This is a genomic window from Stenotrophomonas sp. STK17_22, assembly GCF_051983905.1.
Classification (GTDB): Bacteria; Pseudomonadota; Gammaproteobacteria; order Xanthomonadales; family Xanthomonadaceae; genus Stenotrophomonas; species Stenotrophomonas maltophilia_A.
In genome coordinates, this window is the sequence record NZ_CP197010.1 from 4,214,184 (window position 1) to 4,236,601 (window position 22,418).

Consider the following 22,418-nt stretch of genomic DNA (forward strand, 5'->3'; position numbering starts at 1 on the left):
TCGATGGCTGAGCGGAGAGCAGTCGAGCATGGCTCGACTCTACAGGGGCGCTGCACCCGTGTTTGGTAGGTGCGGACCGCTGGTCCGCACTGTGCTTCGTGCATTTCGATGGCTGAGCGGAGAGCAGTCGAGCAAGCTCGACTCTACAAAAGCGGTGTTACCTGCTCTGGCAGATGATGCCCATCTTGCTCCCGCTACCAGACAAAACGGGTATCGCGCAGCGGGTCGCTGAGCAGCCGCGGCAACCACGGTGCGGGGGCACGCTGCGGATACTCCCGCATCATCTGTGCGTGCATGGCCTGCAGGTCCCGCAACACCCAGGACTGGTAGTAGATGTCGTTGAACCCATCCGACCAACCACTCTTCACCCGCTCATGCTCGTCTGCCTCCAACGACGGCATCTGGTCCAACGACACCTCCAGGATCGTCGCCAGCGCCGCGTTGATCTGCGCATTCTCAACACCCGCCTGGCGCACGTAGTCCAACCGATCCAGCACCCGCCGGCAATCGTAGGGAAAGCACCCACCTGTGGCCATGATGTAGTCAGCGATGTCCGCCAGCATGTCGGCTTTCAGCCGCCACACCACTTCGCTGTCCATCACCTGCCGTACCCGTATCGTGCGCAGCGTGCTTGCCCGCACCTCCTCCGGCGTAGTGAACGGAGCACCCGGCGTGCTACCCGCGTGGCGCACCAGCACGATGCGATGGATCGCCTCCCTGGTGACACCCTCGATGCGCAGCGCCGCTGTCTCCGGGTGCACGCGCGGCGTCGGCACGCTCAGCATCCGCCACATGTACCACAGCACCAGCAACAGACCGGCGATGCACAGCCCGCTCATCAGCGTCCACAGATCCAGGTTCCGTGTGTAGTAGCGATAGCGCGCCCGCCAGATGTAGAACGTGCGATAGCTGATGATTCCCTTTACCCATCTGTACATCGCCATCTCCTGGGCGAGGACCCCGGCGCGGCGGGGTGGATTACGCGCGTCACGCCGGGGCTCCATGGCTTACCAGCCGATGCCCACACCGACGCCCATGCTGCGCTCACCGCTGTTGGTGAACGCACCATTGAGGCTGAAGGTGGCCGAGCCCTTCTCGTTGAGCACGCGCTGGTAGCCCACCGCCATGGCCGACTCACCCTCGCTGTAGCCCACACCCGCACCGAGGCGGTTGTAGGTGGCCAGGCCGGCGGTGTTCATCGCCATCGCCGTCTGCGCGCTGCTCATCGCCGCCATGCGGTTGAAGCGCTTGTCCATCTTATCCAGGCGGCGCTCGAAGTTGCTGATCGCGCCATCGGTGTACTCGTTGGCGCGGGCCAGCATCTTCTCCAGCTCGGCGGTGTCGACCTGCGGCTTCGGCGAGTCGTCCTTGTTGGCCTTCGGCTGCGGTGCGGGCTTGTCGCCCTCGCCTACCGAGGCGACCTGCTGGGAGTCCTTGCCTTCCGGTACCACCGGAGTTTCCTCGGCCTGCGGCTTCGGCACCGAGGAAGACGCCAGTGCACGCGGTGCCCGGGCATCGTCGATGCGCTGCTCCAGCCCATCCATGCGGCCGTTAAGCTGCTGCTGCATCGAATGCAGCTGGCCACCGTTGACCGCATCGCGGCTGCCGGCCGCGATCAGGCCGTTGGCCACGTTGGAGATGACCATGCCATTAGCACCGGCGAGGGTGAGCTGGTTGACACCATCGGCGCGGACCGAGGGGGCGTCCTGGAAGACGGAGCGGAGCTGGGTTTCAACCTTGTCCACGCGCGAGGTGTTGGTGACGATCGCGCCATCCAGCGCCTCCAGTGCACCATTCAACGTGGACCGCGCCTGGCCCTGCACGTTGAAGCGCGGGCCGACGATGTTGCCGTTGGCATCCACCTCGCCGCCAAGGGCGGAGAGCGCACCGCGCAGCTGGCCGACGGTGGCGGCGTTGTGGTTGGCGGTGCCGTTGGCGATGTTTACGAGGCGGCGCCGCGCGGTCGCGTTGCCAAAGGAAGCAACTCCAACTTCTGTAGCCGCAGAGTTGGCGCCCAAAGCGAGAGATCCTGCTGCATCTGAGTCAACTACCGAGCCACTGCCAATCGCAACACCTCGTGCGGAGTGCACTTGAGATCCAGTGCCGACCGCAAAACCGTAAGGAGCGTCAGCCGAGACGCCCGAGCCACGACCAAGAGCGACAGAGCTAACGCCAAGCGCGCTCGCGTAGGCCCCCAGTGCCGTACCACCGTCGACCCCAGTCATTGCAGAATCGCCGATTGCCACGCCCAAGAAGCCAGCAAAGGCATCTTTACTTAGCTCATCCGTATTGATCTTCAGGAAGCGTCCTTGATGCTCAATATTGGATACCCGATCACTGACGCCAAACAACTGGCGCCCAGTAACTACGTCTCGACTATCTGCCGAAATGGAGCCATCGGCCACGCCAGTCAAGAGCGCACCACCGAAGTCGATTGGGCCGTTTGCATCCAACCCACGCATTGCCTGCTGCCCCATCTCCCGCTCCTTGCGCATCGCGTCCAGATCATTCCGATTCTGCGAGATCTTCTGCTCTGCGGCGTACAGCTGGTTGCCTGTTACGGCATCGCGGCTTCCTGGTGCCACTCGGCCATCGGCAAGATTGGTCAGCACCATGCCGTTCACGCCATTCAGCGCGATCTGGTTCATGCCGTCGGCGCGGGCCGAAGGTGAATCCTGGAAGATCGAGCTCAGCTGACCTTCCACCTTGTCCGCGCGACGACCGGCGGTGACAACCGCGCCATCGAGTGCCATCAGTGCATCCTCGACGGTGTTCTGCGTTCCGCCCTGCACCGCGTAGGTCGGGGCGATGATGTTGCCGCTGGCATCCATGCCTGCGCCGCCGCCGAGGGTGGCGAGGGAATCCTTGAGCTGGGAGACGGTGGTGGCATTGTGATCGGCGGTGCCTCGGGCAATGTTTACAAGCCGGCGCTGCATGCCTGCATTCCCAAATGACGCAACACCTTCTTCATTCGCCTGAGAGCTACTTCCAAGTGCCAGCGAGCCGTGAGCCCCGCTTTCAACTCTTGCGCCAGCACCGATCGCGACGCCACCACTCGCGCCGCCAGCGGCTCCGCCAACTTCTGCGCCGGCTCCCATTGCAAATCCATTCTCGGAGCCAACGGACACAGTTGCCCCTCGACCAATCGCAGTGGAGTTCCTGCCCATCGCTTCTGCAAGAGTACCCACCGCGGTTCCTCCCTCCAGGCCCGTCTTTGCTGAATTTCCGACCGCAACGCCTGCCATACCCGCTTGTGCGCGTTCACTGATGGGAGCTGACCCGATACTCACAAACTGCGCGACACCCTCAAGATCTGAGACCCGTGAATTGGTTGAATACAGCTGCCTACCAGACACAGCTTCGGCACTGCTGGCGCTCAAGACTCCATCCGCCACACCACTGATCTTCCGATTGGCATTGGCACTGTTACGCACATCCAACGTCGTACCACTGTTCTTCTCACCCAGGCGCACATTGCCAGTCGCGGATACCTGCGCCACCAGCCCGCCCAGCACTGCAGCCTCGCCCAGCGCCGTGGCTGCATCCCTCTTTGCCACGGCAGCCTCCGTGCCCGCAGCCCTGGCAATGCCCTCCACCGTCGCCATCTTGTCATTGGTCGCGTTGAGCTGCCTGCCGTTGACGGCCTCATAGCTGCTGGCACTGACCGCTCCATCGGCTACGCCGGTCAGCTTCCGATTCGCATTCGCGCTGTTACGTACATCCAACACGGTGCCGCTGTTCTTCTCGCCAACACGCACGTTGCCATTGACAGCGACTTGACCGACAAGACCACTTAGCACTCCGGCTTCAGCCAACGCCTTGTCCGCACTGACCTTCGCTGCGCTGGCTGTCGTCTGTGCCGCAGTCACGTTCGCGTTGGTTTCATGGAGCTGCTTGCCGGTCACGGCCTCGTTGCTGGTGGCGCTGATGGCCCCGTCGGCGACGCCCATGATCCTGCGATTCGCATTGGCGCTGTTGCGCACATCCAGCTGCGTGCCACTGTTCTTCTCACCCAGACGAACACTGCCATTGACAGCGGCCTGGTTGACGAGGCCACCCAGCACCACCGTCTCGGCCAGTGCCTTGCCCGACTCCAGCTTTGCGGCATTGGCGGTGGACGTCGCGCCGTCAGCTGCTGTCTGGGCCTTGGTCACGGCTTGGTTGGTCGCATGTAGCTGGTTGCCGGTGATGGCGTCGGTGCTGCCGGCACCCACCGCACCATCGGCGATGTACTGGATCTTCCGCTTCCTGCTGGCGCTGCCAACCGATACCGAATTGGCCGAGGCGGTCACTGCACCTGCACCCAGCGCAACGGCATTCTCATGCGAGGCCTGAGCGCGGTCACCCAGCGCCACGGCGCTGGTGTTCGTAGCCTTGGCCAGATTGCCCAGTGCGCTGGCGAACTGCGCCGTCGCCTCGCTGCCGCGCCCCAGTGCGGTGGCTTGCCTGGCACTGGCCTTGCTCAGATAACCGACCGCCGTAGCGTGCTCTGCCTCGGCCTTGGCGTCGCCGCCTATGGCAATGGAGAAGTTGCCGCTTGCGTTTGCACGGAAGCCGGTTGCAACGGCGCCGTTGGCGCTACGGGTTCCGGCGCCGACCGAGACGCCTGCGTTCTGGTTGGCCACCTTGTTGCCGTCCGCATCAACACCAGCGCGCGCATCGTCGCCCAGCGCTACGCTACGGCCATTGTAGGCCTTGGCATTGTTGCCGAGTGCTGTACTGATACCGAAGCTGCCGTTCTCTGCGGTGGCCCCCCTACCCAAAGCCAAGGTCGTCGCATCTATGCGGTTCGTGGCGGCCTGCGCAACTGATTTCACTGCGGCCAGCTCACCCGTGACATCGCCTGCGATCTTTTCCACGGCCGTGAGCCGGGTATTGGTCTGGAACAACTGGTTTCCAGTGATGGCATCGGTGCTGCCGGCACCCACCACACCATCGGCGATGTACTGGATCTTCCGCTTCCTGCTGGCGCTGCCGACCGAAACGGAGCTGGCCGATGCGGTCACCGACCCGGCGCCAATCGCAACAGCGTCCTCGTGACCTGCATGTGCACTGTTTCCAAGTGCCAGCGAATTGATGCCCGTTGCCCTGGCAAGATTGCCGACTGCGGTGGCGAACTTCGCCGTTGCCTGTGTCCCTCTCCCCAAGGCCGTCGTCTGCTGGGCACCTGCGACACTGGTTTTTCCAAAGGCGGTACTCAACTCCTCATTGGCGACGGCATCGGAGCCGATCGCAACGGAGAAATTGCCACCCGCAACGGCCTTGTGACCCATGGCAACGGCGCCGTGCGCACTGCGGGTGCCGGAACCTACCGAGACACCGCCTGAACTGCCATTGGCCTTGTTTCCAGCCACATCGACGCCGGCGCGCGCGTCATCGCCTAGCGCAACGCTCGCTCCGTTGTAGCCTTTGGCGTTGTTGCCGACTGCCGTGCTTGCGCCATAGGTGGTATTCGACTCTACCAATGCCCCCTTGCCAAGCGCCAGTGCTGTCGCATCCACCCGATTGTTGATCGATTGCGCAAGGGTTTGGGTTGCAAACAGCTGCTTGCCGGTAACGGCATCCGTGCTTGTCGCACTCAAGCGCGCATCAGCCACGTTGACGATTCGTCGCTTGGTCGACGCGTTGCCAACGGAGACCGAGTTCGCCTCGGTCGCTTCAGAGTTGGCGCCGATGGCGGCCGATCCATCAGCCAGTGCCTTCGCATGATGACCGAGCGCAACGCCGCTGAACTCTGCACGCGAGTTTCCGCCCAAGGCGATTGCTCCCGAGTAGCCAGCGGTTCCCGCAAATGCATTCCCTCCGATCGCGATGCGGGACACACCCGCCGTGCTTTCAACTGTGCGGGCGCCACTACCTACTGCTATGGAGTTCTGAGCGTAGGCGCGAGCATCGTGACCGATAGCAGTGGTGCCGACGCCCGACGCAACCGAACTCGCACCCAGCACCGTCGAGTAGCCGCTTGTGGCTTCCGACTTGTACCCAACCACCACGTTCCTGTCACCCTTTGCAATCGCCTCATTTCCGAGGAGTACGCTCCCCTTCCCTGACAGCGCCGACGCGGTGCCGACGGCCACCGAACCCCAACCGCTGATGCTGGATCTCGAGCCCAGAATCATCTGCATGTCACCGTTGAGGGTTGAGTCTTTGTAGTAGGCATCATTGACGATGGCGCCTTGCACCACGATCTTGCGCGGTTGCGCAGCGAACAGCGAAGAGATCATGGGAGAGCTGGCCAGGAACCTGGTCACCTCTTCCTGAGGCTCTCCGTTCTCATACTCATCCTTCGGGCGCTCTTGGGCTGATGCAGACATCCCGACCGATGCAACAGCCGCCAGTACCAGCAACCGCGGCTTGGTCCGGGAGGATTTCCCGCGTGGACTGCTCAACTCGCTGCCCACCACCCAGCACTGCTTGGCCACACTCCAGATACGTCGATAGATTCGATTCATGCTTGTTCTCCTTAACACCAAAGGGAAGTGAAGCCCCGCGCTTACGCGGGGCGATAGAAGGTCAGGCGCTCGGCGCCAGGGTCGTTACGTGATCGCGATATCCGTCGTTCGACAGGCGGTACTGCAACTGCAGGCTGCTGCCCGGCTGGAGCTGGAACGGCAAGGTCAGCGCGGCATCGGGGTAAAGACTTGTGGACAGCTCGCGCGGCGTGCACACGCCACCGGCATTGCACTCGGACGCACCGGTGATGCCCACGCGCAACGTGCCGGTATTGCGCAGGGTGTTGCCCTGCAGTTTCAGATCCACGCTGCCCTTGGCAGGTACGACGTTCACCAGCGCCCCCCAGACCAGGCTGACGCCGACGTTGGCCTGCGCCGCCTGCTCGTCGCCTTCCAGAATGGCGCCGTCGGGGCCATTCACGCCCTCGAAGTAGATGCGGTAGGCCGCCTCCTTCTCGACTGACTGCAGCGGAATCACCCGGATCAGGCGATTGCCACCACCGCTGAGTGCGAACTTGCCGGGGGTGATGGCAATCGCCGCATCGGCGGCTTCTACTTCGATCTCTTCTTCACCCACCTGCGCCGGGTTGGTGATGCGCAGCAGGCGTGCCTGCACGTACTGCGGCTGGGTGGATTGCGAGTACACGCGGATCTTCGTGCCGTGCTTGGCATCCACCGCTGCGCGCATCGGATGAATGGACAGATTGGCCTGTGCCGGCGGAGCCAGCAGTGCACTCAACGGCAACAGGCAGAACAGCAGCTTCTTCATGATGAGCCTCCGGGGGGATCAGGGTTTGGCGGTCGGCACGCGCAGCTCTACCGTCAGCTCGCCGTCGTAGAGACCGGGGCGTTTGCTGGCGATGGGCGTAGGCGGTGTTTCCAGCGTCAGTGGCGTGGGCACGCAGTACACGGGTTGGCTGATGCCCGGCAGCAGCACCATGCGCAGCTGTGCGCTGTCGATGCCGCGCAGCAGCTGTTCTTCGCCGTGCTTCATCGCCAGCAGGTTGCCGCCGTAGTTCAGGCCGACCTGGTAGTCGAGACGCTGGGTGTCGTCGCTGCCGCCGTCCTGATGCCAGACCGCGAAGTCCCGCCCGGGCGGTGGCCGAGGCCCGCTATCACGCACGGTGACGCCGAGGAATTCGCTCTGCGAACCCACGCCGTCGTACAGGCACATGTCTACTTCCTTGCGCCCGGCGACGACCTTGCGGATGGGGTCGTAGCGCAGGTCCATGTTGACCAGGGGTGCAACGCCGTCGAAGCCGGGGAAGTAGATTGAAATCGCGTCGTAGTCGGTGACGGTGAAGTCGAAGTTGAAGGTGGCTGTGGCTACCGGTGCGGCGGCGGGGTCGGCTTTGACGTTCAGGCGCATCGTGGCCTTCCAGTGGCCTGCGACGAGCCTCGCAAGCTCAGACGCCGGAACAGTCATAGCCGCACCTGTACCGATCGGTTCATCCGCTCCACATCGGTACCAGTAGGTTGCGTTCAGCTTGCGCTGCTCACCGTCCCAGTAATCGAAACCACAGCGATAGCCCGACATAGCCCGCTGCAGGCTTCCCAATGCCCGAATCTCCGCATGCAGCCCCGTCCGCAGCTCTACAAGGCGCAATGCGATCTCAGTTGTTCCTGTAGATATCGCCGGAGTTCCTTCCGTCGGACACCGTCCAAACTCAGGATCAGAAGCAGACCCACAAACCACATGGATCTGCCCATACTTCATCGCCAGGTCGTGACTGAATCCCAACACCGTCCGCGGCGCCCAAAGCTCCACATCACCCGGCACCGCCGAGCGATCCCACGACATCACGATGTCCCGGCTCTGATCCGCCGGATGCGTTTCCGGCGGCCACTGCGCCCACGCCCTCGGCGCCAGCACCAGCAGCGCACACACCAGCATCAACACCAACAACACACGCCGGTTCATGGCGTTCCTCCTGCAGCAGCGGTCTGGGGCGTTGCGGCAATCAATGCGCGTTCCTGCAGCAGGCGCGTCACGCGGGCCTGCTGGCGGATCTCGGCCGGCAGCTGGGCCACGGCCAGCGGCTCGCAATGCTCGGCGCCCACCAGCAGCACCACCTGGCGGCGCTCGCGCACCTGCAGCGGGCAGTGCAGCAGGCGGTCGTCCTGCAGCAGGTACAGCGTTGTCTCGCGACGCGGGAAATCGGCAACGAAGCCGCCGTTGGCGCTGGTGCCGGGCACCGGCGCGTTGAGGATGCGGGCACCGCCCAGCGGCGCTCCGGCAAGATCCTTGGCGTTGCCGATGAAGGTGTAGGTCACCTCGATCGGCACCGGCATGCGCATCAGCCGCCCGGGGCTGAGGAACATCGGCCGTGCACCGCCCACGCCGGTCACGCGGATGGCGGCGATGCTGTCCAGCGTGCTGGCGTCCTGCACTTCGGCACGGTGCGACTGGTACGACGACAACGGCAGCAACCGGCGCTCACCGATCTGCAGGCGTTGATGGCGCAGGCCGCCCACCTGCAGTTCGGCCGCCACGCCACGCAGGTCGACATCGTCGGTGTCGGCCACCTGCACGGCCAGGCCGGCGTCGGCACCGCTGCTGCCGCTCCAGTAGAAACCGCGCTTGCCCAGTGCGAAACCGGAGCTGTGCATGCCGCTGTAAGCGGTCTCGCTGCGGCCGCGCTGCTGGTAGTGCGCCAGCGTGGCGCCGCTCTGGCCCAGGCTGTTCTGCAACTGGCCACTGAGCGTGGCGCTGTAGCGGTCGCTGTTGTTGGCACGCAGTTCGGCGGACATCTCGCGGTACTGTGCGTCCACGTCCTGGCGCAGGCTGTGGCCGACGCTGTAGTTGATGTCCGGACGCTGGTGCTGCGGCTGACGCACGTCCACGCTGTAGCGGCGCTGGCCACCGCCGGCGGTGCCGCGGACAAGACGGGTCAAGCTCAGGTTGAAGTAGATGCCGCGGTCGCGTTGGTCACTGCCGCGCAGGCTGTCGCTGGCGCGCTGCTGCCACACGCCCACGCGCGTGGAGACGCTGAAATCCTGCCAGCGATGGCTGCGGCTGAAGCTGGCCTGCCAGGTGCGGCTGAGCTGCGGCTCGCGTCGTGGCTGCCATGGCGCCGGCGGCGGCAGCAACGGGTCCAGCCCGGCCAGCGGATCGTCTTCCGCACCCGGCAGGATCCGTCCCGCGCGCCAGGTCTGACGCCGCGTGTAGCCCACATAGGCGCTGCCACCGGCCAGCGGCAGCGCCATAGAGGCGCTGAGCGAGTTGGCGCAGCCCAGCTGGTCGCGCGCTTCAGCCTCGAACTGGCAGGCCTTGCCGCGCATGCGCTGCTGGTAGATGTTCCAGGACGCGGTGCGGCGGTACGACAGCTGGTGCTGCTGGCCGGTGCTGCCATCGTTGCCGCGCATGCCGCCGAAGCTGGCGCGCAGTTCCTGGGTGGCGTACAGGCGGCGCAGGTCCACGCGCAGCTCGCCATAGCGGAAGCCGCCGAGGTCGGCGGCACCGGCCAACATCGCCACGTCGCGGCCCAGCGGCACGCGCATGCCGGCCACGGCCACGCGTTCGCCATCGAAGCGATCACTGCGGCGCTCGTTGCGCTTGCCGCCCTGCACGAACCACTGCCACTGGCTGTTGGTCCAGTCGCCGCCCTTGTCGAACGGCGCGTCTTCGCTGCGCACCAGCACGCCGTCTTCGTAGATGCGCAGGGTGACGCTGTAGTTGCCGAACGGGAAGTTGCGGGTGTCGATCTGATTGATGCCGGCCTGCAGGTAGGAGGTCTGCAGCAGCCGCGTGCCGTCGTAGGCATCCACGCGTGCGTCGCGCGCCAGCAGAACAGTCAGCGGCGTGGCCTGCACGGCGGCATCGGCATCCACATAGGCCTGGGTGGTGCCCACGCGCAGGCCCTGCAGGCGGTCCAGCGGCAGCATGCTGAAGCTGAAGGTGCCGCCCTGCGGGCTGGACAGGTTGCGGCGGTCCATGCGCCCGGCCTGCAGGTAGTGCGCCTGACCCAGGTCGTGGCGGTAGTAGACGTTGTCGAACTGGAACGTGCTGTCACTGCCACGGCTGCGGTAGCGCTGCTGGTTGAAGTTCCATTCGGCGGAGACATGCCCGCGGTCGAACAGGCCCAGCACGCCGGTGCCACGCGCGGACAGCGTCTGGTAGTCGCGGCTGCCGCTGACGTTGATCACCTGCTGGTGCAGGAAGGCGTTTTCGGCGTTGGCGCTGACGGTGTGGAAGCGCTCTGCGGCCGGCTTGCCGGGAATCCATTGGCGGGCGACGAACAGGCGCACCGCGCCCTCGCCTTCGTCGTACAGCGCGCGCACGGCGGCGGGGTCTTCCGGTGGATCGAGATAGCCGCAGCCGGCGGTGGCGCCACCGAAGCGGCAGGCCAGATGGCTGTTGCGCGGCATGGGCTGCGACAATGCGGGCAGCAGCGTGGCCTGCGCCTCGGCGGGCAGGTCGAGCGCCTGCAGCACGCTTGCTGGATCTTCCAGTTGTACGTGCTCCAGGGTCACACGCACCGGCGACAGCCCGGCCGAGCGGCCGAACAGCTGGATGTCGAGTTGTTCGGTCTGGCCTTCGACCAGATCCTCAAAGCCGGGCGGGACGCCGCGCGCCGCCGCCAGCGGCGTTGCCAGCGCCAGGGCGAGCGCGACCGCCAGCCGGGTGATGGCGGGGGCGTGTGGGGTCATGGGGGTACCGCTGGAAAGGCAGCCGGCCCGGCGTGCGGGCCGGCGCGGGGATTACGGCGTGGTGGCTTTTTGGTTCAGCACGATATTGACGACGCCGGTGTAGCGACCTTGGGTGGTCAGCGGTGCCGGAGCGGTCTGGGCGATGACCAGCGGCATCGAGATCGACGCGCCCGGGGTGGAGCCGGCACCGGTGAACAGATCGGCCGCAGCGTACTCAATCGGGGTCAGGCCCAGATCGCGACCGTTGAGGCTGACCTTCATCGGCACGGTGACCGTACCGTCACCGTTGGCCAGCACGAATGCACCACCAATCTTGGCTTCGATATCGGCGGCGTCATCGTTGGAGTGGATGCGCACGTGCTGGGTATCCGGAATCAGGCCACGCAGCGGATCGTGGGTCAGGGTGACGGCGTCCGGCAGTGCGCTGCCGTCATCACGCAGCAGGGCCAGGGTCGGGTCGACGTCGGCATAGACGGTGATCTTGGTTTCCACGGCGTGCGCGGACAGCGAAGCCGTAGCCAGCGCTGCAGCGAGCGCGGCCTTCTTGAGAATGGCGTTCATGGGTTGTCTCTCTCGGACAAGGGGGAATGAGAAAGCCCCCCTCCCCTAAGGAGAAAGGGAGGGAGGCGCCGCCCGCAGAGGTGGTTACGGGCGACGGAGAGAATGTTAGGAACCCATTGTCCTGCAGGCCATTCAAGCATTCCTAAAACGTTGAACGTTAAGAAGGATTCTTGAAGGCGCTCAATGTTTGAGGGTTATGCAATTTCCCTCATTCGTTGAATGCAAAAAACCTCATTGCATCGCCTTTGTAGAGACAGCTTCTCCGGTCATTTCCACGCCATCCACGCGCGGCGTGGCTCTACTGTAGAGCCGAGCCCATGCTCGGCTGCCGCGAGCCTCAGCCTGCGGGCACCACGGTCACGCGATCAACATCGATGTCGGTCGGTTTGAGCCGATGCGTGTCGACCTTGCCGTGCAGTTCCACCACGGTGTCCGCACCGATGGCCTGCGGCGGCAGGTCGTCGTCATCGATCTCCACTTCGATCTGGCCACTGGCGTCGCGGAACTGGTAACGCTCGTGGCCAAGCTTGGCGACCAGGGTGCCACGCAGCACCACCGGGTGGTCATCCCGCTGGGCGCGCGCATCGGCCACGGTGCTGGCAGCGACTCCTGCGCCTGGGCCGGTGTACTGCGCAAACCCCTGCGGGCTCAACAGGGTGAGCGGCGTGGCGATGAGGGCAATGGCAAGCAGTCGGTTCATGGTGTTCTCCGTGGCTGAGTAAGTGCCCTCAGGTTCTATCGCCCCGGATGTGATGCCTATGCAATAGATCCGAGAGATGTGAAAGCGACACTCAGTGTCAGAATTCGTTCAGATCCTGAAGCAAGGTTTTGTAGAGTCGAGCACGGCTCGACTCTACAAATACCCATCCACGCATGCGTGGACTTCGCGTTGGCGCGTGATCAGAAGAAGATCGCGTACAGGATCAGCAGCGGAATCGGTACGCCCAACAACCAGAGCAGAATCATTTTCATGGCAGGTCTCCTTGCATGGAACGGGGTTACAGGTCGCGACGGCGGCCGCCCCAGGTGGCGCTGAGGCTGGCGAAGAACGCGCCGATCAGCAGCGTGATGAACAGCCACAGCGCGGCATACGCTGCTGCCTTGCGGGCATCGTCGGCCGCCTGCTTGGCAGTGTTCTTGGCCTTCTCCAGCGCAGCACGCATGCGCGTCTGCACATCGGTCACGCGCGCCTGCGCTTCGGCCTGACTCATGCCGGTCTCGCGCGCGATCAGCTGGGACAGGTACTGGGTGTCGGCCGGATCCAGGCCATCTCCCTGCAGACTGTTGACGATGATGCGATTCACCTCGGCACGCACTTCACGGCGGTCAGCCACCGGGCCATTGCCTGGCATCGGACGCGGCGGTGCGGCCATGCGCGCGTCGCGCGGGCCGACGCTTGCGACCGGCGGCGACGGGGCCGCATTCGGATCCATCGGCGCACCCGGCGGAGGCGGCGTTGCAGGATCAGACGGCCCTGCGCTGGTGGCACTTCGGAACAGCGAGTCCACCCAGTAGTTGAGGTCGCCTTCCGGCGCAGCCGAGGCGGCGCTACCGGCACTCGCGGCGGCAACGCCTGCCGTGGAGGCAGCGGCGCCTGCAGTGGCACCGGCCACTTTCGCGCCCGTGCCGAGTACGCCGCCGATGGCCGAGGTGAGCAGACCGGCGGTGAGCAGCGTGGCCACCGCCCACGACACGAAGCCATGTGCGGTATCGCGGAAGTAGGTTTCATCGCCATGGATCTGCGTCCACTTGGTACGCAGGCGTCCTGCCAGATAGCCACCCAGACCCGAAGCCGCCAGCGCGGTGAAGGTGAGCCAGATGATGCTGGACCAACCGAAGGTTTCCTTGCTGACGCCTTCAAACGACCACGGCGACACCGAGGACAGCCCCAGGCCCACGCCGAGAATCAGCAGGATGAGGGACAACGCGGCGGCGGCGGCGGCACCGGCGAAGATTGCACCCCAGGACACGGCGCTTTCGCTTGGCGGGGCAACGATGGGGGCGGCGACGACAGTGGCGACGTCAGGGCCGAGCGGGCCGCGCTCGGGTGGGTCGAATCGGGTACTCATGGGACGGACGCTCCGGATCAGATGCTGCGGATGCAGCTGGCGTCCTGAGGCTGCGCGAGCGCTTGTGAAGCTGGCGAGACCCTTGAATCACGCGGTCTTGGCGCGGTGAAGAGCGTGCCAACCAAGGTTGGCACCTACCAAAAAGCGGGAACGCGGTAGATCCATGCCATGCGTGGATGGGGAAGCGTGCCAACCAAGGGCGAGGACAAAGTAGATCCACGCCATGCGTGGATGATTTTTCACGAGTGTCGAAAGCGTGCCAACCAAGGTTGGCAGCTACCAGAGCCGAAGCAAAAAAACGCCCCGCGGATGCGGGGCGTTCTCGGCACAACCTACGCGGGCGATCAGCCCTGGTAGTCGCGCACGTCGCTGCCGGTGTAGACCTGGCGCGGACGGCCGATCTTCATTTCCGGGTCAACCTGCTGTTCCAGCCAATGCGAGACCCAGCCGGAGGTACGGCCCAGGGCGAACATGACGGTGAACATTTCGGTCGGGATCTGCAGCGCCTTGTAGATGATGCCGCTGTAGAAATCGACGTTCGGGTACAGCTTGCGGGCGACGAAGTACTCGTCCTGCAGCGCGGCCTGTTCCAGCTTCACGGCCACGTCCAGCAGCGGATCCTGCACGCCCAGCTGCTTGAGCACCTTGCTGGTCATCTCGCCGATGACCTTGGCGCGCGGATCGAAGTTCTTGTAGACGCGGTGGCCGAAGCCCATCAGGCGGAAGCCGGAGGTCTTGTCCTTGGCCTTGACCACGGCGGACTCGACGTTGTCAGCGCTGCCGATCTCTTCCAGCATCTTCAGCACGGCTTCGTTGGCACCGCCGTGGGCCGGACCCCACAGCGCGGTGACGCCAGCGGCGACCGACGCGTACGGGTTGGCACCGGTCGAGCCGACCAGGCGCACGGTCGAGGTCGAGGCGTTCTGCTCGTGGTCGGCGTGCAGGATGAACAGCAGGTCCAGCGCCTTGACCACGTCCGGGTTCAGATCGTACTGGCCATCAGCCGACTCGAAGGTCTGCTTCAGGAAGCGGCTGACGTAGTCCAGCGAGGTGTCCGGCTTGTTGGCCGGCAGGCCCTTGCCGTGGCGGTAGATCAGCGCCGACAGGGTCGGCACCTTGGCGATCAGGCGCACAGCGGCCTGGCGACGCTGTTCGGCGTCGGACAGGTCCAGCGAGGCGTGGTAGATGCCCGACAGCTGCGCGATGGCGGCGGTCAGGATGGCCATCGGATGAGCATCCTTGGCGAAGCTGCCGATCAGGGTGTTGATCGACGGATCGACGTTGGCTTCAGCCGCCAGCTCGTCGGTGAAGGCCTTCAGCTGCTCGGCGCTCGGGCGCTCGCCGTTGATCAGCAGGTAGGCCACTTCGACGTAGCTCGACTTTTCCGACAGCTGTTCGATCGGGTAGCCGCGGTACAGCAGCACGCCCTTGTCGCCGTCGATGTAGGTGATGGCGGACTTGCAGCTGGCCGTCGCGGTGAAGCCGGAATCGTAGGTGAAATACCCCGTTTCCTTGGTCAGCTTCGCGATGTCGACGCAGTCGTTGCCAAGGGTGGGTTTGATGACGGGCAGAACGACCGACTTATCGCCGGCGTTGAGCGTGACCTGATCAAGATCGGACACTGTGTGCGCTCCTTCATGGGAAGGCGCCTGCCCAAGCGCATTGGTCAGGCACGTGAATGACGTCCTCGGCCTGTGCCGGGGATCAGGTCATTATCGCACAGCAGCATTTGCCCGGCGCTAGACAGAAGTCGTATACGACAGGCGGCCAGACGCCGGCCGTTGAGCGGCCCGGATCGGCAAAAGTGTTGTCACACGAACGCAGTGTTCCGTCCATCCAAACGCCTGTTGGGTTGGCGTTGGGGAAAAACAAACGGCCGCGCAGAGCGCGGCCGTCGGTTCGAAGCTGGATCGACAGATCAGCGCGCGTAGCGCTTCTGGAACTTGTCGATACGGCCCGAGGTGTCGATGACCTTGTGCTTGCCCGTGTAGAACGGGTGCGAAGCAGAGGAAATTTCAACCTTGACCAGCGGGTATTCGTTGCCGTCTTCCCACTGGATGGTTTCCTTCGTGCCCATGGTCGAGCGGGTCAGGAACTTGAAATCGGAGGTGACGTCATGGAAGACGACGTCGCGGTAGTTCGGATGGATATCGGCCTTCATGGGCTCACACCGTAAATGGGCTGGTGGTCAAGAGCGGCATTATAAGCACCGGTTGCCGCCCGGGGCAACCGGTGCCGGTCGATCGGCTTCAGTCCGCGCCCAGGGCCTGGCGTACCAGGGCCTCGAAACGCTGCTGGTCGTAGGCCATCAGCAGATCGCAGTTGTCCGGCTGGCCGGTCTGGCGGTTCCAGTCGACGATGGTGGCGCCGCGGCTGAACGTGCCGTTCAGCTCCACGTTCAGCGGCCGTGATTCGACCTGCTGCTGCCCTTCCGGGTTCAGCGCCCAGGCCATGGCGACCGCGTCGGCGGTGTACCAGCGGCCGCCCTTGCTGTCTTCGGACAGGCCACGGGTCTTGCGCGAGATCAGCTCGTAGAAACGGGCGCGATCGGAATCAGCCTGCAGCCACTTTTCAGCATCCTGCAGCGGCAGGCCATGGGCGACGGTGGCCTCCCAGTCCGACACCAGCAGGTGCTTGAACGAAGTGAACACCACGTGCGCCGCTTCCGGATCGAACGCGATGTTGAATTCGGCCGCCGGGGTGATGTTGCCGTGGCAGGTGACCGCACCGCCCATCACCACGATGCGCTTGATGCGCTCGGGAAGGGTCGGGTCCAGCTTCAGTGCCAGGGCCAGGTTGGTCAGCGGGCCAAGCATCACCAGCATCAGTTCACCGGCGTGCTCGTGCGACAGGCGCAGGATGGCCAGTGCGGCGTGCTCGGCTTCAGCCTGGCGGCTCGGCGGCGGCAGGTCCACGTCGCCGTAGCCGTCACGGCCATGCACGTGGGCGGCGTCAACGGAGGGATGCAGCAGCGGATCCGGGCTACCGGCAAACACCGGTACGTCGGCGCGGCCGACGATGTCGCAGAGCTTGAGGGCGTTGCGGACGGTGTACTGCAGGCCGACATTGCCGGCGGCGATGGTCAGGGCGACCACGTCATGCCGTTCATCGGCAAAGGCCATCAGCAGGGCCAGGGCGTCGTCCACACCGGGGTCGGTGTCGATCAACAGGGGGATCTTGTGGGTCATCGTTGCCGTCTTCAGATCGGCAACGAAGTGTGGACCGGGATGATGACCGTTGCAATACCGGTCTGCCCCGGCGGCAAAGATGTAGTGGAGAGGGTTGGATCCGTTGCCCCCACCAACGCCCCCGCCCAACGCACTCACGAACATGAACAGATTCTAGTTCGGGTCGCTTGGAGCGCCCAACATCATTTGCTATAAAAAGTGTTGAACATTTTATAGAAAACAACCATGAAGCTGCCCGCGCCAGCTCCCGATCTGGCAACCCTCACCCGGAAGTACATGGAGACCTTCGGTACCATCCTGGACGCCCGGATCGGGCCCGAGGTGAACGGCGCCTATGAGCACTGGGACAAAGTCCGCCACAGAGCGCCACCGGCGGGCCTGAACGCGGAGCAGTGGTGGCTGGGCATCACGTGGACGCGCGCAGCATTGCTGAAGCCGCTACCGCTGTTGCTGGACAAGACGCAGCAACCCTTCAAGCTGGCACTTACCGATTCAATGCAGCGGCACCTGCACTACATTGATCGGGAGGCCGCAGGCTCGGTGAAGGGTGTGGATGCTGCCAGCGGCCAAGGACGGTTCCTGATCCGCTCGCTGATCGAGGAAGCGATGACCTCATCGCAGCTGGAGGGCGCCTCGACCACGCGGGCGGTGGCAAAGGAAATGCTGAGCACAGGCCGTGCGCCGCGCGACCAGTCCGAGCGCATGATCTACAACAACTACGTGGCAATGAACGTGATCCGCGAGCGCGGCATACGCCCGATCACTCCCGGCGAGATTCTGGAGCTGCACAGCATCCTCACCGACGGCACGCTGGAGCTTCCAACCGACAGCGGGCGTTTCAGAACCGCCGAAGACAACGTTGCGATCTTCGATCGAGGCTCACCACCTACGCTGCTGCACATCCCTCCTCCGGCCGAGGAAGTGCCCGCACGGATCGAGCGGCTGTGCACGTTCATCAATGAGGAAAGCACACCGTTCATCCATCCTGTCGCCAAAGCCATCGCACTGCATTTCCAGATTGGCTATGACCATCCTTTCGTGGATGGCAATGGCCGTACGGCACGCGCACTGTTCTACTGGGCGATGATGAATGCCGGATATTGGATGACCGAGTACTTCTCCATTTCCAGCGTGTTGAAGAAGTCGCCAGGCAAGTACATGCGGGCCTACCTCTACACCGAAAGCGACAACCGGGATCTTGGCTACTTCGTGGCGCAACAACTGGAGGCGATTGAGCAATCGATCCAGGGTTTGCATGCCTACATCGCCAGGAAGCATGCGGAGGATCAGGCAGCGCGACGCGTGCTGCGAACCGCCCGGCTTGGCGGTGTGCCTCTCAATCATCGTCAGCGCGCGTTGCTGGCCAACGCGCTGAAGGATCCTGACCGGACCTACACCGTCGCCAGCCACCAGGCGGCACACAACATTACCTATCCGACCGCGTTGAAGGATCTGAACGGATTGGTGGCTTCCGGGCTTGTCAGCAAAGAGCGCGTCGGGAAGGCGTCCGAGTATCTCGTGCTACCCGGTCTGTCGGAACGTTTGGCGCTGTAGATCTACGCCATGCGGGGATGACGGGAAGGTGATCGAAAGCGCTGTCTGTAGAGTCGAGATCCTATGTTCGTGGTCAAGCCTGCTGGAAGCAGGCTTGACCCACCTTCAGCATCGCCGGATCGAAGTCCCGGCCGCTTTTGAAGACACCCCAGGCGATCCTGGCCAGCTTTCTGGCCAGGATGTTGAAGACGGCGGTGCTGGGGTGACCGCGTTTTGACAGCTCGTCGTAGAGCGGTTGCCCCCGACGACACCGCTTGAGCCCCATGGCGGCCATGTAGAGCATCTGGCGCAGCACTGGCGCGCCCTGTTTGGACAGCCGACGCCGTCCCGTTCTGCCGCCAGACTCGTTAGGCCGGGGATCCAGGCCGGTGCAGGCGATCCACGCGTTGGCGTTGGCCAACGGCCAGCGCGTCATGTAGTAAATCAGGTGAGCGGCGACGGCGGGGCCGATACCAGGGATGGTCAACAGGCGCTTGTAGAGCGTGCCATGCTCTCCATCGCGACCCAAGCGCTGCAGTTCGCTTTCCAGCTCGGACAGCGTCCCAGCCAGAGCGCAGAACAGATCTGACAGCTCCCCGGGGGCACTTTTGCTTACCCCGAAGGATTGCTCCAGGCGCGCGCGTGTCTTTACCAGCGTCTGCCGCTTGCGCAGCAAATCGTGCATCTGCTGCTGCTCATCGGTACGCGGTACGTATTCACGCAGGCGATCGTTCTCCTTCTTCACGTACCGGGCGATCGCTTCGGCGTCCATGGCGTCCGTCTTGCCACGCGAGCCCGTCGCCCGGCCGTAGTGCTTGATCAGACGTGGATTGATCACATAGACAACGTGGCCTGCCTGGCCAGCCATCCGAGCCAACAACTCGTAGTACCGCCCCGTCGCCTCCATGCCAATCCGGCATCGCTGGGGCAAGGTGTTGAGCCACTGGGCTATGCCGGCCCGGGTGTTGGCGATCCTGTCGCCGGCCTTGCGGTCGGCCACTGCCGGTACGAACTCCTTGGAGTCCACGTCCACGCCAATATCGAGAGAATCAGACATTTGTACGGCTCCCAGCTATCTTTAAGGGGCTGGGGTGGTACCGCACCGACGTTAGCTTGCCTACATCGACGATCCCCTTTGGGGGCCGTACGATCCTTTATCGACGTTCGTGTGCGGGATGGGGATCGCTCGACTCGTCTGTCGGCTAGTATCCGCAGATGCATGCTTGACGGTCCCTCCACCCTGGCTCCTACATACCGCGTAGGAGCCGGGAGGAACATACAAGCCATGCTCGACTCACGCGCGCGGCGCGCAGTAGATCCACGCCATGCGTGGATGTGTGGACCAGGGTCCACACCCACCAATGCGGCATTACGCCGAGGCGTAACGCACGGCGGTGCCGATCCAGCGCTGCACCACGCGATCGGCCAGCGCGGGTTGCTGGTCCAGCAGGCGCTCGGCCAGGTCATGCACGCCGGGCAACAGGCCGGCGTCGCGGGCCAGATCGGCAATGCGGAAACCGGCCAGGCCGGTCTGGCGGGTGCCCAGCAGTTCGCCCGGGCCACGCAGCTCCAGATCCTTCTCGGCGATGACGAAGCCATCGTTGGTTTCGCGCATGGTCTGCAAACGCTCGCGCGCCATCTGCGAAAGCGGCGCCTGGTACAGCAGCACGCAGCGCGACACCGCCGAACCGCGGCCCACGCGGCCGCGCAACTGGTGCAGCTGGGCCAGGCCGAGGCGCTCGGCATTCTCGATCACCATCAGCGAGGCATTCGGTACGTCCACGCCCACTTCAATCACGGTGGTCGCCACCAGCAGGTCGATCTCACCGGCCTTGAACGCCACCATCGTCGCCAGCTTCTCGGCGGCCTTCAGGCGGCCATGCACCAGCCCCACGCGCACACCCGGCAGCAGCGCCTGCAGCGATTCGTAGGTGGCCTGTGCCGGCGTGGCGTCGAGTTCTTCGCTTTCCTCGATGAGCGTGCACACCCAGTACACCTGCCGCCCTTCCTGGCAGGCCAGCGCGATGCGCTCGATCAGTTCGGGACGGCGGTCGTTGTTGAGTGCCACGGTCTGCACCGGGGTGCGGCCCGGCGGCAGTTCGTCGATGGCCGAGACATCCAGATCCGCGTATTCGGACATCGCCAGCGTGCGTGGAATCGGCGTGGCGGTCATCACCAGCTGGTGCGGCACGCTGTTGCCGCCCGCGCCCTTGTCGCGCAGGGCCAGCCGCTGGTGCACGCCGAAGCGGTGCTGTTCGTCGACGATGGCCAGGGCCAAATCCTGGAATACCACCGCCTCCTGCATCAGCGCGTGGGTGCCGACCACCACCTGCGCCTCGCCGTTGGCGACCTGCTCCATCACCTTGGCGCGCGCCTTGCCGGTGACCTTGCCGGCCAGCCAAGCGATACGCACGCCGAGCGGTTCCAGCCAGCCGCGCAGGTTGTTGAGGTGTTGTTCGGCCAGCAGTTCGGTGGGCGCTGCCAATGCGACCTGCTTACCCTGCTCGACTGCCAGCATCGCGGCCAGTGCGGCGACCACGGTCTTGCCGGAGCCGACGTCGCCCTGCACAAGCCGCAGCATCGGGCTGGGCCGTGCGAGGTCTTCGCGGATCTGCTTGAACACACGCGCCTGTGCACCCGTCAGCGCGAACGGCAGCTGTTTCAGCAGCGCCTTGGCCAGCTTGCCGGGGCCGGCCAGCGGCGGCGCATGGTGCGCCTGCAAGGCAATGCGCTGGCGGCGCAGGCTGAGGTGATGGGCCAGCAGCTCTTCCATTGCCAGACGACGCTGCGCCGGATGGGTGCCTGCGGCCAGCGCGGCCAGATCGGCATCCGGCGGCGGCCGGTGCACAGTGAGCAGCGCGCTGCGCAGTGACGGCAGGCCGAGGCCATCCAGCCAGCCGCTGGGCAGCAGTTCCAGCGTGCTTTCCTCGGGCAGGCGGTCCAGCGCCTGGCCGATCAGCTTGCGCATGGTCATCGGGCCAACGCCTTCCACGGTGGGATACACCGGGTCGAGGCGGTCGCCGAGTTCGGGATCGTCATTGCGGCCCAGCACCTGGTAGCTGGGATGGACGATTTCCAGGCCGAGATGGCCGGGTTTGGGGGTGCCGAAGCAGCGCAGCCGGTTGCCGACCGCGAACTGGCCGACCTGCTGCTGGCGGAAATGGAAGAAGCGCAGCACCAGGGTGCCCTGCCCTTCATCCTCCACGGCGACCTTCAGCATCGGCCGGTAGCGCATGCCGCGCTCGACCGCGACCACCCGCCCTTCCACCTGCGCCGGCACGCCGTTGCGCAGGTCTTCGATGCGGGTCAGCCGGGTCCGGTCTTCATAGCGCAGCGGCAGATGAAGCCAGAGATCCTGCAGGGTGGCCAGGCCACGCGCCTGCAGTTTGGCGGCCACGGCCGGGCCCACGCCCGCAAGCATCGCCAGGGATGCTTCGCCGGACGGTGACAGGACCGGGGTGACCGCCGCCTTGCGTGCCACGTGGCGGTCAGTCGATGACCATCACCGCGTCGACCTCGAAGTTGGCGCCCTTCGGCAGGCCGGAAACTTCGATGGTGGAACGGGCCGGGTACGGGGCCTGGAAGTAGTCCTGCATGACGGCGTTGACCTTGGCGAACTCGCCCAGGTCGGTCAGGTACAGGCCCAGACGCACGACCTTGTCCAGCGAGCCGCCAGCGGCTTCGGCCACGGCCTTGAGGTTGTCGAAGGCGCGGCGGGCCTGCGCTTCGACGTCACCGGCGCCGACGACGTCGCCGGTAGCCGGGTCGAGCGGGATCTGGCCGGAGAAATACACGGTGTTGCCGGCGCGCACGGCCTGCGAGTACGGGCCGATGGCGGCGGGAGCCTTTTCGGTGTTGATGATCTGGCGGGACATGGGTCGCTCCGGTGCTTGGGGGAAAACAGAGCGGTGATTGTACCGGGTGGGGGCGCATCCACGCATGGCGTGGATCTACCGCGCCGCTTC

At 64.7% G+C, this 22,418-nt stretch carries 15 protein-coding genes; 1 reads left to right on the top strand and 14 read right to left on the bottom strand.

Annotated elements, in window-relative coordinates; genetic code table 11:
* Nucleotides 1-194: 194 nt before the first annotated feature.
* The 11 genes from ACSYS9_RS19715 to ACSYS9_RS19765 form a co-directional block, all read right to left on the bottom strand.
* Nucleotides 195-938, bottom strand: coding sequence for a hypothetical protein (locus ACSYS9_RS19715; protein WP_071229172.1), 744 nt, complete (start codon nucleotides 936-938; stop codon nucleotides 195-197).
* 69 nt (nucleotides 939-1,007) lie between these two features.
* Nucleotides 1,008-6,452, bottom strand: coding sequence for an ESPR-type extended signal peptide-containing protein (locus ACSYS9_RS19720; protein ID WP_071229173.1), 5,445 nt, complete (start codon nucleotides 6,450-6,452; stop codon nucleotides 1,008-1,010).
* 61 nt (nucleotides 6,453-6,513) lie between these two features.
* Complete coding sequence (locus tag ACSYS9_RS19725; RefSeq protein WP_071229174.1) at nucleotides 6,514-7,221, bottom strand: pilus assembly protein; 708 nt, start codon at nucleotides 7,219-7,221, stop codon at nucleotides 6,514-6,516.
* A gap of 18 nt (nucleotides 7,222-7,239) precedes the next feature.
* The gene (locus tag ACSYS9_RS19730; protein ID WP_071229175.1) at nucleotides 7,240-8,373 is read right to left on the bottom strand and encodes a CfaE/CblD family pilus tip adhesin; all 1,134 of its coding nucleotides are present in this window, start codon (nucleotides 8,371-8,373) and stop codon (nucleotides 7,240-7,242) included.
* On the bottom strand, nucleotides 8,370-11,102 hold the full coding sequence (locus ACSYS9_RS19735; protein ID WP_071229176.1) for a TcfC E-set like domain-containing protein: 2,733 nt from the start codon (nucleotides 11,100-11,102) through the stop codon (nucleotides 8,370-8,372). The genes ACSYS9_RS19730 and ACSYS9_RS19735 overlap by 4 nt, the downstream gene beginning before the upstream one ends.
* Before the next feature lie 51 nt (nucleotides 11,103-11,153).
* The gene (locus ACSYS9_RS19740) at nucleotides 11,154-11,663 is read right to left on the bottom strand and encodes a CS1 type fimbrial major subunit (protein WP_071229177.1); all 510 of its coding nucleotides are present in this window, start codon (nucleotides 11,661-11,663) and stop codon (nucleotides 11,154-11,156) included.
* Between the two features lie 337 nt (nucleotides 11,664-12,000).
* Nucleotides 12,001-12,363 carry a NirD/YgiW/YdeI family stress tolerance protein gene (locus ACSYS9_RS19745; RefSeq protein ID WP_081352351.1) on the bottom strand — a complete coding sequence of 121 codons (363 nt, stop codon included), beginning with the start codon at nucleotides 12,361-12,363 and terminating at the stop codon, nucleotides 12,001-12,003.
* Between the two features lie 298 nt (nucleotides 12,364-12,661).
* Nucleotides 12,662-13,732 (bottom strand): hypothetical protein, encoded by a 1,071-nt coding sequence (locus ACSYS9_RS19750; protein WP_071229178.1) that lies wholly within the window; start codon nucleotides 13,730-13,732, stop codon nucleotides 12,662-12,664.
* Between the two features lie 344 nt (nucleotides 13,733-14,076).
* Nucleotides 14,077-15,354, bottom strand: a complete 1,278-nt coding sequence (locus ACSYS9_RS19755; RefSeq protein ID WP_071229179.1) for a citrate synthase — start codon at nucleotides 15,352-15,354, stop codon at nucleotides 14,077-14,079.
* A 296-nt stretch (nucleotides 15,355-15,650) separates the two neighbouring features.
* A complete protein-coding gene (locus ACSYS9_RS19760) occupies nucleotides 15,651-15,893 on the bottom strand; it encodes a type B 50S ribosomal protein L31 (protein ID WP_005418951.1) in 243 nt (80 codons plus the stop codon).
* 88 nt (nucleotides 15,894-15,981) lie between these two features.
* Complete coding sequence (locus ACSYS9_RS19765; RefSeq protein ID WP_071229180.1) at nucleotides 15,982-16,920, bottom strand: nucleoside hydrolase; 939 nt, start codon at nucleotides 16,918-16,920, stop codon at nucleotides 15,982-15,984.
* Between the two features lie 225 nt (nucleotides 16,921-17,145).
* Here ACSYS9_RS19765 and ACSYS9_RS19770 point away from each other — a divergent pair, with 225 nt between their 5' ends.
* Nucleotides 17,146-18,474, top strand: a complete 1,329-nt coding sequence (locus ACSYS9_RS19770) for a Fic family protein (protein ID WP_071229181.1) — start codon at nucleotides 17,146-17,148, stop codon at nucleotides 18,472-18,474.
* A gap of 73 nt (nucleotides 18,475-18,547) precedes the next feature.
* Here the strand turns inward: ACSYS9_RS19770 and ACSYS9_RS19775 are convergent, their stop codons facing one another.
* From ACSYS9_RS19775 to ACSYS9_RS19785, 3 genes are all read right to left on the bottom strand, one after another.
* Entirely contained in the window at nucleotides 18,548-19,510 is a 963-nt protein-coding gene (locus ACSYS9_RS19775) for an IS110 family transposase (protein ID WP_132808894.1), read from the bottom strand.
* Nucleotides 19,511-19,822: 312 nt separating this feature from the next.
* Nucleotides 19,823-21,934, bottom strand: a complete 2,112-nt coding sequence (gene recG, locus ACSYS9_RS19780) for an ATP-dependent DNA helicase RecG (protein ID WP_032127835.1) — start codon at nucleotides 21,932-21,934, stop codon at nucleotides 19,823-19,825.
* Nucleotides 21,935-21,941: 7 nt separating this feature from the next.
* On the bottom strand, nucleotides 21,942-22,328 hold the full coding sequence (locus ACSYS9_RS19785; protein WP_049461736.1) for a RidA family protein: 387 nt from the start codon (nucleotides 22,326-22,328) through the stop codon (nucleotides 21,942-21,944).
* Nucleotides 22,329-22,418: the final 90 nt, after the last annotated feature.

Coding starts and splice junctions, on each gene's coding strand:
- ACSYS9_RS19715 (WP_071229172.1), bottom strand. CDS start 938: ATGTACAGATGGGTAAAGGGAATCATCAGCTATCGCACGTTCTACATC.
- ACSYS9_RS19720 (WP_071229173.1), bottom strand. CDS start 6,452: ATGAATCGAATCTATCGACGTATCTGGAGTGTGGCCAAGCAGTGCTGG.
- ACSYS9_RS19725 (WP_071229174.1), bottom strand. CDS start 7,221: ATGAAGAAGCTGCTGTTCTGCCTGTTGCCGTTGAGTGCACTGCTGGCT.
- ACSYS9_RS19730 (WP_071229175.1), bottom strand. CDS start 8,373: ATGAACCGGCGTGTGTTGTTGGTGTTGATGCTGGTGTGTGCGCTGCTG.
- ACSYS9_RS19735 (WP_071229176.1), bottom strand. CDS start 11,102: ATGACCCCACACGCCCCCGCCATCACCCGGCTGGCGGTCGCGCTCGCC.
- ACSYS9_RS19740 (WP_071229177.1), bottom strand. CDS start 11,663: ATGAACGCCATTCTCAAGAAGGCCGCGCTCGCTGCAGCGCTGGCTACG.
- ACSYS9_RS19745 (WP_081352351.1), bottom strand. CDS start 12,363: ATGAACCGACTGCTTGCCATTGCCCTCATCGCCACGCCGCTCACCCTG.
- ACSYS9_RS19750 (WP_071229178.1), bottom strand. CDS start 13,732: ATGAGTACCCGATTCGACCCACCCGAGCGCGGCCCGCTCGGCCCTGAC.
- ACSYS9_RS19760 (WP_005418951.1), bottom strand. CDS start 15,893: ATGAAGGCCGATATCCATCCGAACTACCGCGACGTCGTCTTCCATGAC.
- ACSYS9_RS19765 (WP_071229180.1), bottom strand. CDS start 16,920: ATGACCCACAAGATCCCCCTGTTGATCGACACCGACCCCGGTGTGGAC.
- ACSYS9_RS19770 (WP_071229181.1), top strand. CDS start 17,146: ATGAAGCTGCCCGCGCCAGCTCCCGATCTGGCAACCCTCACCCGGAAG.
- ACSYS9_RS19775 (WP_132808894.1), bottom strand. CDS start 19,510: ATGTCTGATTCTCTCGATATTGGCGTGGACGTGGACTCCAAGGAGTTC.
- ACSYS9_RS19785 (WP_049461736.1), bottom strand. CDS start 22,328: ATGTCCCGCCAGATCATCAACACCGAAAAGGCTCCCGCCGCCATCGGC.